15 protein-coding genes are annotated in these 12,976 nt (G+C 58.6%); 12 read left to right on the top strand and 3 right to left on the bottom strand.

All coding sequences use genetic code 11. The features are described 5' to 3' along the window. Position 1 precedes the first annotated feature (1 nt). From VD17_RS16980 to VD17_RS16935, 10 genes are all read left to right on the top strand, one after another. Positions 2–484 (top strand): hypothetical protein, encoded by a 483-nt coding sequence (locus VD17_RS16980; RefSeq protein WP_046054782.1) that lies wholly within the window; start codon positions 2–4, stop codon positions 482–484. Then, positions 481–1,524, top strand: a complete 1,044-nt coding sequence (gene sctQ, locus VD17_RS16975) for a type III secretion system cytoplasmic ring protein SctQ (RefSeq protein ID WP_046054781.1) — start codon at positions 481–483, stop codon at positions 1,522–1,524. Before VD17_RS16980 ends, sctQ begins: the two co-directional genes overlap by 4 nt. After that, complete coding sequence (sctR, locus tag VD17_RS16970; RefSeq protein WP_046054780.1) at positions 1,521–2,174, top strand: type III secretion system export apparatus subunit SctR; 654 nt, start codon at positions 1,521–1,523, stop codon at positions 2,172–2,174. Before sctQ ends, sctR begins: the two co-directional genes overlap by 4 nt. Positions 2,175–2,179: 5 nt before the next feature. After that, on the top strand, positions 2,180–2,449 hold the full coding sequence (locus VD17_RS16965) for an EscS/YscS/HrcS family type III secretion system export apparatus protein (RefSeq protein WP_046054779.1): 270 nt from the start codon (positions 2,180–2,182) through the stop codon (positions 2,447–2,449). A 7-nt stretch (positions 2,450–2,456) separates the two neighbouring features. Continuing rightward, positions 2,457–3,269 carry a type III secretion system export apparatus subunit SctT gene (gene sctT / locus VD17_RS16960; protein ID WP_046054778.1) on the top strand — a complete coding sequence of 271 codons (813 nt, stop codon included), beginning with the start codon at positions 2,457–2,459 and terminating at the stop codon, positions 3,267–3,269. 24 nt (positions 3,270–3,293) lie between these two features. Then, entirely contained in the window at positions 3,294–4,340 is a 1,047-nt protein-coding gene (locus VD17_RS16955) for an EscU/YscU/HrcU family type III secretion system export apparatus switch protein (RefSeq protein WP_046054777.1), read from the top strand. Positions 4,341–4,498: 158 nt separating this feature from the next. Further along, the gene (locus tag VD17_RS16950) at positions 4,499–4,960 is read left to right on the top strand and encodes a hypothetical protein (RefSeq protein WP_046054776.1); all 462 of its coding nucleotides are present in this window, start codon (positions 4,499–4,501) and stop codon (positions 4,958–4,960) included. Positions 4,961–5,198: 238 nt separating this feature from the next. Next, complete coding sequence (gene dnaQ, locus VD17_RS16945) at positions 5,199–5,975, top strand: DNA polymerase III subunit epsilon (RefSeq protein ID WP_440130573.1); 777 nt, start codon at positions 5,199–5,201, stop codon at positions 5,973–5,975. Positions 5,976–6,271: 296 nt separating this feature from the next. After that, positions 6,272–8,527 (top strand): Orn/Lys/Arg decarboxylase N-terminal domain-containing protein, encoded by a 2,256-nt coding sequence (locus VD17_RS16940; RefSeq protein WP_046054775.1) that lies wholly within the window; start codon positions 6,272–6,274, stop codon positions 8,525–8,527. A gap of 14 nt (positions 8,528–8,541) precedes the next feature. Next, complete coding sequence (locus VD17_RS16935) at positions 8,542–9,156, top strand: GNAT family N-acetyltransferase (protein WP_046054774.1); 615 nt, start codon at positions 8,542–8,544, stop codon at positions 9,154–9,156. Here VD17_RS16935 and VD17_RS16930 read toward each other — a convergent pair. Next, on the bottom strand, positions 9,122–10,015 hold the full coding sequence (locus VD17_RS16930; RefSeq protein WP_046054773.1) for a LysR family transcriptional regulator: 894 nt from the start codon (positions 10,013–10,015) through the stop codon (positions 9,122–9,124). The genes VD17_RS16935 and VD17_RS16930 overlap by 35 nt on opposite strands. 88 nt (positions 10,016–10,103) lie before the next feature. Next, positions 10,104–10,364: a hypothetical protein gene (locus VD17_RS16925; protein WP_046048837.1), complete on the bottom strand. Its 261-nt coding sequence runs from the start codon at positions 10,362–10,364 to the stop codon at positions 10,104–10,106. 176 nt (positions 10,365–10,540) lie between these two features. Here VD17_RS16925 and VD17_RS16920 point away from each other — a divergent pair, with 176 nt between their 5' ends. Beyond that, positions 10,541–11,101, top strand: a complete 561-nt coding sequence (locus VD17_RS16920; protein WP_046048836.1) for an NADPH-dependent FMN reductase — start codon at positions 10,541–10,543, stop codon at positions 11,099–11,101. 7 nt (positions 11,102–11,108) lie between these two features. Here the strand turns inward: VD17_RS16920 and VD17_RS16915 are convergent, their stop codons facing one another. Beyond that, positions 11,109–11,762 (bottom strand): TetR/AcrR family transcriptional regulator, encoded by a 654-nt coding sequence (locus VD17_RS16915; RefSeq protein ID WP_046054772.1) that lies wholly within the window; start codon positions 11,760–11,762, stop codon positions 11,109–11,111. A 55-nt stretch (positions 11,763–11,817) separates the two neighbouring features. Here VD17_RS16915 and VD17_RS16910 point away from each other — a divergent pair, with 55 nt between their 5' ends. Continuing rightward, the gene (locus VD17_RS16910) at positions 11,818–12,921 is read left to right on the top strand and encodes a DUF2855 family protein (RefSeq protein WP_046054771.1); all 1,104 of its coding nucleotides are present in this window, start codon (positions 11,818–11,820) and stop codon (positions 12,919–12,921) included. Positions 12,922–12,976 lie beyond the last annotated feature (55 nt).

Here is a 12,976-nt window from a genome sequence, read left to right as displayed (position 1 = left end):
GATGAAAAATCACGAATTGCGAAGCTTGCAGGCATTGCGGCAATTGCGCGAGCAGCGAGCGGCCAACCAATTGTTGTCCGGGCAGCAACTCTGCGAGGAGGCTGAGTGCGAACTCAGTTCGGCCAAGGCACGTTTGCATCTGCACCGTGACCACCTGGCCCTCGAGGCGCATCGCCTTTATGCCGATCTGGCCGAAGGGCTACCGGTAACCCAATGGCAAGCGGCCCGTGCGCGACTCGACGAATTGACCTGCGATCAGTCGTTGCTGGAGACAGCCACCAGCGACGTCACGCGAAAACTAGCTGCGTACGTACGTGAGCGCGAAGGGTATCGACGGGAGCATATGGCTCGTCAACGCCAGTGTGACGCCTGGGACAGTTTGCTCGATCAGCGACAAAGCCTGGATCTTCGGGCGACGGAACAACGCGATGATGCGGAAGAGGGCGTGTCGTTACCCTCCGCCGCTGATTCGGGGGCGGTATGAACCACAGCATTCTCTACCTGCCAACCGAACCGATTTCTCGCTCCATTGAAAATCTCGCACCCCTCATGCTGGAGTCGTATGACGTCGAGTGGCTGGCACTGCATAACCGGCTTCATGTCCCGTGCGAAACCTGGGCGGGGCAATTCGCTGGACAGGGGATCCAGATTCGCTGGGGCGGCGTCCAGACCCCGATCGAGCCAACGCAGTCGTTGATGCTGTGGTTGGGTGATGAATGTCTGCGGCTGCGCTTTGCCTCAAACACACTGGCGCAGTGGGCGGCACAGCCGAACGCTTCGTTGCCCCTTAAAGCCTTCGACCCCGAGCTGGATGCGCTGCTGATGGAGTTGGCGTTGCTGGAGTTGCTTGAACCCTTGGAAGGGTTGTTCGGTTTGCCGTTGCAGGTACGTGCCGCTTCGTCGGCAATGTTTGTGTTGAGCCTGGGATTGACGGTTGCGCTGGCGGACACCCCCGAGCAAGCCCTGCAGTTGGACATGACTCCGGGGGCGGCGGCACTGATCGCGGACCTGCTGCGTGCTCATGCTCAGCCGCTGCTGGATGAGGTTGTCGCAATACGTTTTTGCCTCGCCGTTGAAGCGGGGCACAGCTGGTTCAGCCTCGCAGAGTTACGTTCCCTGGTTCCCGGCGATGTGGTGATGCTCGCAGCTTCGGGCGTGAGACTGGTGCTGAACGATGTGCTGCAGGCGCAAGGCGAACACCACAGCGACCGCAAAGTTCGCCTGCTGGAGGCGTTGAATCCTGTCAATCCGAACATGGAAAACCCGATGAACCCACCTGACGAGTTATCCGCCGTGAATGAGACATGGAATGAGCTGCAACTGAAATTGGTGTGCCAGATCGGGACGGTCGATTTGTCGCTGGCACAGGTTCAACAGTTGGGGGCTGGTAGTGTGTTGCCGTTGACGACAGGCCTGCACGACACCGTTGACCTGATGATCAACGGGCGTTGTGTCGGGCGCGGCTTCCTGGTCCAGGTCGGTGATGGCCTGGGCGTGCGATTGCAGAGTTTCGCCAAGCCGTGAGTGGTTTTCAGCCCAACCTGATCGAGATCATTCTGGTGGTCGCCACCATCGGACTGATCCCGTTGGCGGTGGTGACCCTGACGGGTTTCATGAAAATTTCCGTCGTGCTGTTTCTGGTGCGCAACGCTTTGGGTATCCAGCAAACGCCGCCGAACATGGTGTTGTATGGCATCGCACTGATCCTCTCGGTGTATGTCACCACGCCGCTGATCACCACGCTCTATCAGGAAGTTCAGGGCAAGGAAATCAGCTTGGAAAACGTCGAGCAACTGAAGGAGCTGGGTGAAGCCTTGCGCCCGCCATTGCAAGCACATCTGGCACGTTTCGCCAATGAAACCGAACGCGGTTTCTTTGTTTCGGCTACTCAGACCATTTGGTCTGAAGAGGCGCGAGCTCAGCTGCGTGATGACGATCTGGTGGTGTTGATCCCGGCCTTCGTCAGTTCCGAGCTTACCCGCGCCTTCGAAATCGGGTTCCTGTTGTACATCCCGTTTCTGGTGGTCGACCTGCTTGTATCCAACGTACTCATGGCTATGGGCATGTCGATGGTGTCGCCGCCGTTGATCTCGATACCACTGAAACTTCTTCTCTTCGTTTCATTAAACGGCTGGTCTCGCTTGATGCACGGCTTGATTCTCAGCTACGGGTGATTTTTATGGGGCAGGACATGTTTCTTTCGCTGATGAAGCAAGCACTGATGACTGTGCTGCTTTTATCGGCTCCGGCGCTGGGTGTGGCGATTCTCGTGGGCATGAGTGTGGGGTTGTTCCAGGCGCTGACCCAGATCCAGGACCAGACACTTCCGCAAGTGGTGAAATTGGTGGCAGTGCTGCTGGTGATCGTTTTCGTCGGTCCGTTGCTGGCCGGGCAAGTCGTGGAGTTGGGCAGCCTGGTGCTGGACAATTTCCCGCTGTGGACGCGCTGAGTTCGATATGGACGCGGGCCTCGCCAATCAATTCATCGACGTCGCTTACCCGGTCATTACCTCGGCGGCACTGGCGGCTTGTCGCGCCACTGGCCTGGTACTGATTACCCCGGCGTTCAATCGCCTGGGCCTCACCGGGATGATTCGCGGCTGCGTCGCCGTGGCCATTTCCGTTCCGATGTTCATGCCGGTGTTCGGCGTGCTCACATCAATGAACGACTACGGCAGCCTGTTTCTCATGGGTTTGATGGTCAAGGAGTTTCTGATCGGCTTGCTCATCGGCTTATTGTTCGGCATTCCTTTCTGGGCTGCGGAAGCAGCGGGGGAAATGATCGACCTGCAACGGGGTTCGACCATGGCGCAACTGGTCGACCCCTTGTCATCAGGTGAGTCCAGTGTCATGGCGACGCTGTTGACGGTCATGCTGATTACGCTGTTCTTCATGTCCGGCGGTTTCATCATGGTTATCGACGGGTATTACCACAGCTATCAATTGTGGCCGGTGGCGGCGTTCACGCCGTTGTTCGCGGCGTCGGCACTGCTGGCAGTACTTTCTATCCTCGATCAGGTGTTGCGGATCGGGGTGGTGATGATTGCGCCCCTGATCATCACGTTGTTGATCACCGACATGATGCTCGCCTACCTGTCGCGCATGGCGCCGAACCTGCACATTTTCGACCTGTCGATGCCCGTCAAGAACCTGTGTTTTGCGGTGCTGATGGTCATCTACATCGCGTTTCTGATTCCGGTCATGCTCGACCAGCTCAGTGAGTTCAGAGGGGTTGTCGAAATCCTCAAGACCTTGGCCGGTGCCTTATGAATAACCAGCAAGGAAATCACGCCCTTGGGTGATACCAGCGAAGAGAAATCGCAGCCAGCCACGGACAAGAAACTCCGTGATGCGCGCAAGAAAGGCCAGGTTGCCAAGAGTCAAGACCTGGTGTCGGGCATGGTTATCCTGGCCAGTACGCTGTGCATCGCGGTGATCGCGCCACGCGCCCACGCTCAGGTGACGGCGCTGATCGACCTGACGGCGCAACTCTACGTCGAACCCTTCGCGACAGTCTGGCCACGGCTGCGTGAAGCAGCACAGCAACTGGTCATCGGTATCACGTTGCCGTTTGTGACGGTGACATTGGTGATGGTGGTTCTGACTAACCTGGTGACCATGCGCGGCTTCATTTTTTCCATCGAACCGATCAAGCCGGAGTTCAAACGGATCAATCCAGTCGAGGGCTTCAAGCGGATTTTTTCCATGCGCAGTTTCGTGGAGTTCATCAAGGGGCTCATCAAGGTCCACCTGCTTGGCGTGGCGTTCTACGTTATTGGTCGACAGTCGTTGCAAGCATTGATGGAATCCGCGCGTTGCGGTGCCGGTTGTATTGAGTCGACCTTCTACCTGGTACTCCAACCCTTGGTGCTTACGGTGTTGGCGGCGTTTTTGCTGGTGGGCGCTGTGGACGTGTTGATGCAGCGCTGGCTGTTTGGCCGAGAAATGAAAATGACGCTCAGCGAACAGAAACGCGAGCGCAAGGACACCAATGGCGACCCGACAATCAAGGGTGAGTTGCAGCGCCAGCGCCGGGAAATGCAGGCGCTGGCGACGAAACTGGGTTTCAAGCAGGCTTCGTTGATGATTGGCATCGCTGGCGACTGGGTCATCGGTGTGCGTTATGTCCGCGGAGAAACGCCAGTGCCGATTGTCGTCAGCAAGACTGAAGGGCAGGAGAGCGCGCAGGTGCTGAGCGAGGCGGCTACTTTGGGGATCGCCCGACACCGCGATGCGCCACTGGCGCAAAAAATTGCCAAGCGTGCGGTGCTCGGCGATCCAGTGCCGGAGAACACCTTTCAAGCGGTGGCCGATGCGTTGGTGGCGGCCAGGCTGATTTGAGTTTCGAGGCTCGAAAATTCAGGTATTGCTGTGAATTCTCGTGCCTGCTGTGAAACGTTGTGAGCCAGCGGCGTAAAGGCCATTTGCCCATGCTACCGTCTCCGACGGGGGGATCGTCAGTGTGACTGATGCCCACATTCAATGACGGAGCAACGCCGATGTCTACCACCGTGACCGCCGCTGGCGGCTTACCCAGTAACCCGAGGTCTTCGACTTCTACGTTCAATGACAAGTTGGACATTGCCAAGTCGAGCAAAGTGATTGCCGACTACCTGCGCCAGACTGGCAAGCAAGGCATCGTCCTGGCGGATCTGATCAAGCTCGCAGACAACGCGTCGGGCAACGTTCCAGTCGAAGTTTCTGATGCTGCCAGGTACATGCAGCTCCATCCGGATGTGTACACGGCCATTGAAACCCACGACGTTGCGGGTGCCGACACCCTGTCCGGCGTGTGGAACTTCGATTGGGCGGCCAGCGGCGGATTGAAGGGGACGTCCACTGAGGCTATCGCCAGGATGCAGGACGTTTTCGACATGGCGATTGCCAAGTCCTCGCAGATCACCGAGATCTCCACCGGCAAGAAAGCTGAACTGGATGCGACCAAGCAGCGGCCAAGCTAACCGGGTTTTCGTTCGGAGCTGTTTCGCGGGGCAAAAAAATCCCCGGTTCTTGACCCGGGGATTTTTTATGACTGGCCAATCTGCCGAGGCCCAGGCTTTGCCTCCCGGCCAGTCGCTGGCCAGGCGGGTCGAAGAGGTCTGGCGACTGTCATTTGCTGTTTAAACCTGATCGTCGGTCATTGCGGTGATTTTCTGACCATATGTTAAGATTCGGCGCGTTTTCAGAGGCGGCGATGCGATGACGGTTAACAAAGCTATAGCTAACAGAATGGTAGTACTCGATACCGAGACCACCGGCATGCCAGTGACCGATGGTCACCGGATTGTCGAAATCGGTTGTGTCGAGTTGATCGGTCGGCGCCTGACGGGCCGGCATTTCCACGTTTACCTGCAACCGGACCGCGAGAGTGATGAAGGCGCCATTGGCGTCCACGGCATCACCAACGAATTTTTGGTCGGCAAGCCGCGCTTCGCTGAAGTGGCCGATGAATTCTTTGAATTCATCGAGGGTGCGCAGCTGATCATCCATAACGCGGCGTTCGACGTTGGCTTCATCAACAACGAATTCGCCCTGATGGGCCAGCACGATCGTGCGGACATCACGCAGCATTGCTCGATTCTCGACACCCTGATGATGGCCCGGGAACGTCACCCGGGGCAGCGCAACAGCCTCGACGCCTTGTGCAAACGCTATGGCGTCGACAACTCCGGTCGTGAACTGCACGGCGCCTTGCTCGACTCCGAGATCCTCGCCGACGTTTACCTGACCATGACGGGCGGCCAGACCAGCCTGTCCCTGGCTGGTAATGCTTCCGACGGCAACGGTTCCGGGGAAGGTGCGGACAATTCCGCCACCGAGATCCGCCGTCTGCCGGGCGATCGTCAACCGACGCGGATTATCCGTGCCAGCGAAGATGACCTGGCCCAACACGTGGCACGCCTGGAAGCCATCGCCAAATCCGCCGGCGCCCCATCGCTCTGGCAACAACTGGTCGAAGCCAAGGCTCAGGCCTGATAAATCTGCCTTTAGTGAAAGGGCTGTTGTGGCGAGGGAGCTTGCTCCCGCTGGGTTGCTTAGCGACCCTTTGCATTCTTCCAGTAACACCAGAATTTCAGGATTTGCGACTGCTGCGCAGCCGAGCGGGAGCAAGCTCCCTCGCCACAAGTACTCATCTCGACTTTGGATTCCTCGCTTCACGGTGGTGCACGCGATGACCTCCTTCGGGGCACGGCACTCGCCACATGCGCTCGAACCCTCTACCCTGAGGTGATTGGCGGACCACGGTCTGCCGCCTCAGGACACTGAGCCCCATGTATAAAGATTTGAAATTCCCGGTCCTGATCGTCCATCGCGACATCAAGGCCGACACCGTCGCCGGTGATCGCGTGCGTGGCATCGCCCGGGAGCTGGAGCAGGAAGGCTTCAGCATTGTCTCGGCGGTGGATTACACCGAGGGGCGTCTGGTTGCCTCGACCCATCACGGTCTTTCCTGCATGTTGATTGCGGCCGAAGACGCCAGCACACACTCTCATCTATTGCACAACATGGCCGAGCTGATTGGCCTGGCGCGGGTGCGTGCGCCCGACTTGCCGATCTTCGCGCTGGGTGAGCAGGTGACCCTGGAGAACGCTCCGGCCGACGCCATGGCCGAACTCAATCAGCTGCGCGGGATTCTTTATCTGTTCGAAGACACCGTGCCTTTTCTGGCCAGGCAGGTTGCCCGAGCGGCACGCAAATATCTGGATGGTTTGCTGCCGCCGTTTTTCAAAGCGCTGGTGCAGCACACGGCCGACTCCAATTATTCCTGGCACACCCCCGGCCATGGTGGCGGCGTGGCGTACCACAAGAGCCCGGTGGGTCAGGCGTTTCACCAGTTCTTCGGGGAAAATACCCTGCGTTCCGATTTGTCGGTGTCGGTGCCGGAACTCGGCTCCTTGCTCGATCACACCGGTCCGCTGGCAGAAGCCGAGGCCCGTGCTGCGCGCAATTTCGGCGCCGATCACACCTTCTTCGTGATTAATGGCACCTCGACTGCCAACAAAATTGTCTGGCATTCGATGGTCGCTCGCGATGACTTGGTGTTGGTGGATCGCAACTGCCACAAGTCGATATTGCACTCGATCATCATGACCGGCGCCATTCCGCTGTACCTGTGCCCGGAGCGCAATGAGCTGGGGATCATCGGCCCGATCCCCTTGAGCGAATTCAGCCGCGAATCGATTCAGGCCAAGATCGACGCCAGCCCGCTGACCAAGGGCCGGGCGCCCAAGGTCAAGTTGGCGGTGGTGACCAACTCGACGTACGACGGCCTCTGCTACAACGCTGAGCTGATCAAGCAGCAGTTGGGTAACAGCGTCGAGGTCTTGCACTTCGATGAGGCCTGGTACGCCTACGCGGCGTTTCACGAGTTCTTCGCCGGACGTTACGGCATGGGCACGTCCCGCAGCGAAGACGGCCCGCTGGTGTTCACCACCCATTCCACCCACAAACTGCTGGCGGCGTTCAGCCAGGCGTCGATGATTCACGTCCAGGACGGCGGCGCGCGGCAACTGGATCGGGATCGCTTCAATGAAGCGTTCATGATGCACATCTCTACCTCGCCGCAGTACAGCATCATCGCTTCGCTGGATGTGGCGTCGGCCATGATGGAAGGCCCGGCCGGGCGTTCACTGTTGCAGGAAATGTTTGACGAGGCGCTGAGTTTTCGCCGGGCGCTGGCCAATTTGCGCCAGCACATCGCCGCTGACGATTGGTGGTTTTCCATCTGGCAGCCGCCGTCGGTGGAGGGAATCAATCGTGTGATCACCGATGACTGGCTGCTGCAGCCCGACGCCGACTGGCACGGCTTTGGCGGCGTGACCGACGACTACGTGCTGCTTGATCCGATCAAGGTCACGTTGGTGATGCCGGGCCTGACGGCAGGCGGCGCCCTCAGCGAGCGCGGGATTCCGGCGGCGGTGGTCAGTAAATTCCTTTGGGAACGTGGGTTGGTCGTTGAAAAGACCGGGCTGTATTCGTTCCTGGTGCTGTTCTCCATGGGCATCACCAAGGGCAAATGGAGCACGTTGCTGACCGAGTTACTGGAGTTCAAGCGCAGCTACGATGCCAATGTCAGCCTCGCGACGTGCCTGCCGTGCGTGGCGCAAGAGAATGTCACGCGCTATCAGGGCATGGGGTTGCGCGATCTATGCGATCAACTGCACGCCTGCTACCGCAGCAATGCCACGGCCAAACACCTCAAGCGCATGTACACGGTGCTGCCGGAAATCGCCATGAAGCCGTCTGACGCCTATGATCAATTGGTGCGTGGCGAAGTTGAAGCCGTGTCGATCGATGCTCTGGATGGGCGGATCGCTGCTGTCATGCTGGTGCCGTACCCGCCGGGGATTCCGTTGATCATGCCCGGCGAGCGCTTTACCGAGTCGACGCGCTCGATCATCGATTACCTGGCATTTGCGCGCACGTTCGATAGCAGCTTTCCGGGGTTTGTCGCTGATGTGCACGGATTGCAACACGAAGACGAGGGCAATGGACGGTGTTACACCGTTGATTGCATCAAGGAATGAGGACCTTTCCCAGTATGCAACCGATCATGAATCCGAAATACCCAGGGCTGTCGGTGCGCGTTGCCGACGATGGTTTCGCAGCCTACATCTGGGGCAGTGATTTCAGTTTTGAAGTCGCGGCCTACGGCGCAGCCGAAATCGGCAAACCGGTGGAGCAGTGGCCGGTGACGCCGATCACGCCCTATCGCAAGTGCTACGGCATTGATCCCGAAGAGTTCAGCAGTTTCCGCGATGCCGCTGACAGCGCGATTTTCATGGCTTATCTCGATGATGAGCCGGTGGGGCATCTGGTGGTCAGTACCAACTGGAACGGCTTTGCCCATATCGACGAGTTGGCGGTGCATGCGCCGGCGCGCCGTCATGGCGTGGCCAAGGCGTTGCTGGATGTGGCGCAGTTCTGGAGCCGCAAAAAGAAACTGCCGGGCATCATGCTCGAAACCCAAAACAACAACCTGGGGGCCTGCCGGCTCTATGAGCGCCGTGGTTACGTCCTGGGTGGAATCGATCATCTGCGTTATCGCGGGATCGATCCGAACACCGCCGAAGTGGCGCTGTTCTGGTATCGATTGTTCGATAACCCGCTGGAAGCGCCGATTAGTTCGCCAGCATCGCCACGGCTTGTTCCGTGATGATGCCCAGCAGTGCCTGAATCGCCGCTGATGGCTCGCCGTTCTTGAGGGTCAAGGCATAAAGGCTGATCGGCACGGCCGGCGCCAGCGGGCAGGCATCCAGCCCGGTCGATTTGGCCCCTAGGGCGGTGAAAGGGTCGACGATGGCCAGACCTTCACCGGCCTCGACCATGCTGCGCATCATCTGGTGAGTCTGTACCCGGGTCTGAATGACCGGGGCAGGGCGCAGGGCATGCAGCTTGTTTTCCAGCGCCGGGCTCAGCGGATCATGACCTTCCAGGCCCACCATCGATTGGCCGGCCAGGTCCTGCAGCGAGATGTACTTTTGTTTGGGTTGCAACCAGCCGTGGGGTGCCAGCAGTTGAAGTTTGCCTTGGGCAATCACCTGGCAATGAATGTCGGCGTGATCGGGGTCATGCAGGCTCAGGCCCAGATCGCTTTCGCGCAGCAGCAGGTTTCTGACGATTTCGCGAGTCGGTTGACTCAGAAGGGTGCAAGGTGCGTCAGGGAGACGGCGGCGCAGGGCGGCAATGCTCTGTGGCAATAGCTGCTGTGCCAGGGGCGGCGTGCAGACGATCCGCAAGGGCGGAGCCTGATATTGCTTGAGGCTGTTGGCCAAGCGCTGCACCGGCTCGAGCGCTTCATAGACGTGGGCGATCTGGACCTGCAACTCCCGCGCCTCGCGCGTGGCCTGCAAGCGTCCACGCACGCTGGAAAACAGCATGAAACCCAACTGATCCTCGGCGTCGCGCAAAATCCCTTCGACTTCGGCCACAGGCAACTGCAGCCATTCGGCCGCGGTGCCCAGGTGACCGGTCTGCAAGAGCGCCTGGATCACTTCGATATGACGTAAACGCATGCGTGAAGTCCATGTTCAGCAGGTGAGGGAGTCAGTGGCTGAATCCTAACTCAAGTGCGCGCATATGACTTCTGCTCATAACACGGGGTTATGAAGCGACGTTGGTTTCCGGCCGGCTGCCGACATAGGTGTCGGGCTCGCGCACGATAGTAACGTCCGATTGCACCAGCAAAAACTGGTTGTCATCGAGCTTTTTAACGCGATCGCCAATGGCCAGCTTATAAGTGGTGACAGGCACCGAGCCAGTGAGGCCGTCTGCCGACGGGGTGGATTCCTGGAACTCATGCACGGAATAAACGCGGCCTTCCGCGTCTCTTGCATGGAACTGACCGACGAGTACTGCTGCCATCTGCTTAGAACCTCTGGGGATAAATCACTCAATTTGCGGCTCTGTAGACCGTGGTTGGGCGAGGTAAGTTTTCCTACAGGAAAAAAATAGTCAGGGGCGGCGTTTTTCAGTCGCCCACGGGTTGAATCGTCATCTATAACTACAAGCTCTTTCCATCGGACAGTCGAGAATCTTCCATGAGCAACGTCTATACGATCGCTGTACTGGTCGGCAGCTTGAGAAAGGAATCGATCAATCGCAAGGTGGCGCTGGCCCTGGCCGAACTGGCGCCTGCCAATCTCAAACTGGTTATCGTCGAAATCGGCGATCTGCCGCTCTACAACGAGGACATCGATGGTGCTTCACCGCCGGCAGCCTACAGCACTTTCCGGCAACAAGTGAGTTCATCCGACGCGGTGCTGTTCGTCACCCCCGAATACAACCGTTCAGTGCCTGCGCCGATGAAGAACGCGATTGACGTGGGTTCGCGTCCCTATGGCAAGAGTGCCTGGAGCGGCAAGCCCGGAGCGGTGATCAGTGCTTCGCCGGGCGCTATCGGTGGTTTTGGCGCCAATCACCACCTGCGCCAGTCCATGGTGTTTCTGGATGTGCCGTGCATGCAGCAACCGGAAGCCTATCTGAGCGGCGCCGGTTCAGCGTTCGACGAGGCGGGTAACCTGTCCGAGTCACTCAAACCGTTTTTGCAAAAATTCATCAATGCCTATGGGCAGTGGGTCGAGCAGCATAAAAAGCAATGACGCTCATTTAGCCACGGAGCCGGCCACAGATCATCGATTCTATCTCCAGCAGCCATGCGGCGGTTTGCGCCGCCGCAGGTTGTGCGGTGACGCAATAACGGCGACCGCCCCAAGCCGCGATTAGCCAGGCATCGATGGTTGTTTCTGAAGGGCATACGGGCAAATCGGTGCAGGCTGCGAAGGCTTCGCGCCACTTCTGCGACAGCTCCTGGAACACTCGCCGATGGTGTTTGGGTTCGGCGATCTGGTGTTCGAGGGTCATCAGTTCATAGTCGAACAACGGTTGCCTGGCCTCGACCGGGTCACAGGTCAGGCGTATCAGACGGTGGGTCCGGGTCTGCCAATCCAGATCCGTGGGCTGTATGACCTGTTCATCCACCTGCTGCAACAGCTGCTCCAGGCAATGTCGGACGTAACCTGACAGCAAGGCTTCCTTGCTCGGGAAATAGTCGTACAGCGTGCCAATGGCGACACCTGCTTCCAGGGCCACCGCGCGCGTGGTCAACCCGGACCAGCCGTCGCGTTGCCAAATCCGAACAAACGCTTCGTAAATCGCCTCTACGGTGAAAATCGCCCGGGCCTGGCTCGGCCGTTTCAACGGCTTGGCGCGGGGATTGAGGGTGGAGGTGCTGCCCCTGGAATTTCCGAACCCGCTCTTCATCGGCTGCCACTACTCTGGTGCGACCCGCCACTTATACGCAGCAGGAGTCTGAACAATGCAAAGTCCAAGCACGGTAACACGGCTGATTACCCGCAAAAACGCCCTTGACCAAAGTCGAATCGAGCAGGAGCAACGTAGCCTGATTCCGGCTGCCGGCGAGGTGATTTTCAAGATCGACCGGTGCGCATTGACCACCAACAACATTACCTACGCGGCCTATGGCAATTCGATGAACTACTGGGAGTTCTTTCCTACAGGGTTGGCGGAATGGGGACACGTCCCCGCGTGGGGGTTTGCCGATGTCGTGGCGTCTGATGTGGCCGGCATTGAGGTCGGGGAGCGTTTCTACGGGTATTTTCCGATTGCCAGCCATCTGTGGATGCGCCCGGAGCGGGTCACCGAGCGTGGCTTCTATGACGCCGCCGAGCATCGGCAGGCACTGACGTCGGCTTACAACCAATACACCCGTTGCAGTTGGGATTCGTACTACAGCCCTGAAACCGAAAACCTGCAGATCTTGCTGAAACCGTTGTTCCTGACTTCGTCGATGCTCGCGGATTTCCTGCAGGACCAGCAGTTCTTTGGCGCAACCCGACTGGTGTTCTCCAGCGCTTCGAGCAAAACCGCCTATGGCACGGCGGTCTGCCTGGAAAATCACCCTGGACTGGAGCGAGTGGCGCTGACCTCGACCGGCAACAAGGCGTTTTTCGAGAAACTCGGTTGTTACGAGCGAACGGTGGCCTACGCAGAACTGGCGAGCCTGGCCAATGACCGCCCTACGTTGTATGTAGATTTTTCCGGCGACCTGGATTTACGGGATCAGGTCCACCAGCATTTTGCCGGGCAGTTGGTCTACAGCTGCTTCGCCGGTTCTGCGCAAAGCACCGATGAGGCTCGATTGACGGCCATTGAAGGGCCGCAACCGGTGTTCTTTTTTGCGCCGATCCAGATCCGCAAGCGCAATGCCGAGTGGGGGGCGGAAGGGGTTAGTCAGCATATTGGCGAGGGTTTGCAGCGTTTTTACCGGCAGTTGACGGCGGCTGAAAATCCGTTGCTCGACGTGGTCGAGGACAAAGGCTTTGAAGCCGCGCAAAGCGTCATTTCCCGACTGTTCCACGGCCAAATCGCACCGATCGAAGGGCATGTGATCCGGCTATAACACTCCGCTCTGTCGTAGCTGCCCTGTGGTGAGGGGATTTATCCCCGTTCGGCTG

It is taken from the genome of Pseudomonas fluorescens (genome assembly GCF_000968015.1).
Lineage (GTDB): Bacteria > Pseudomonadota > Gammaproteobacteria > Pseudomonadales > Pseudomonadaceae > Aquipseudomonas > Aquipseudomonas fluorescens_W.
The sequence above is the reverse complement of the archived record's forward strand: the minus strand, read 5'-3'. Positions and strand labels throughout refer to the sequence as shown.

Coding starts and splice junctions, on each gene's coding strand:
- VD17_RS16915 (WP_046054772.1), bottom strand. CDS start 11,762: ATGAAGAGCGGGTTCGGAAATTCCAGGGGCAGCACCTCCACCCTCAAT.
- VD17_RS16965 (WP_046054779.1), top strand. CDS start 2,180: ATGGGGCAGGACATGTTTCTTTCGCTGATGAAGCAAGCACTGATGACT.
- VD17_RS16935 (WP_046054774.1), top strand. CDS start 8,542: ATGCAACCGATCATGAATCCGAAATACCCAGGGCTGTCGGTGCGCGTT.
- VD17_RS16980 (WP_046054782.1), top strand. CDS start 2: ATGAAAAATCACGAATTGCGAAGCTTGCAGGCATTGCGGCAATTGCGC.
- VD17_RS16920 (WP_046048836.1), top strand. CDS start 10,541: ATGAGCAACGTCTATACGATCGCTGTACTGGTCGGCAGCTTGAGAAAG.
- VD17_RS16910 (WP_046054771.1), top strand. CDS start 11,818: ATGCAAAGTCCAAGCACGGTAACACGGCTGATTACCCGCAAAAACGCC.
- sctT (WP_046054778.1), top strand. CDS start 2,457: ATGGACGCGGGCCTCGCCAATCAATTCATCGACGTCGCTTACCCGGTC.
- dnaQ (WP_440130573.1), top strand. CDS start 5,199: ATGACGGTTAACAAAGCTATAGCTAACAGAATGGTAGTACTCGATACC.
- VD17_RS16940 (WP_046054775.1), top strand. CDS start 6,272: ATGTATAAAGATTTGAAATTCCCGGTCCTGATCGTCCATCGCGACATC.
- VD17_RS16930 (WP_046054773.1), bottom strand. CDS start 10,015: ATGCGTTTACGTCATATCGAAGTGATCCAGGCGCTCTTGCAGACCGGT.
- sctQ (WP_046054781.1), top strand. CDS start 481: ATGAACCACAGCATTCTCTACCTGCCAACCGAACCGATTTCTCGCTCC.
- VD17_RS16925 (WP_046048837.1), bottom strand. CDS start 10,364: ATGGCAGCAGTACTCGTCGGTCAGTTCCATGCAAGAGACGCGGAAGGC.
- VD17_RS16950 (WP_046054776.1), top strand. CDS start 4,499: ATGTCTACCACCGTGACCGCCGCTGGCGGCTTACCCAGTAACCCGAGG.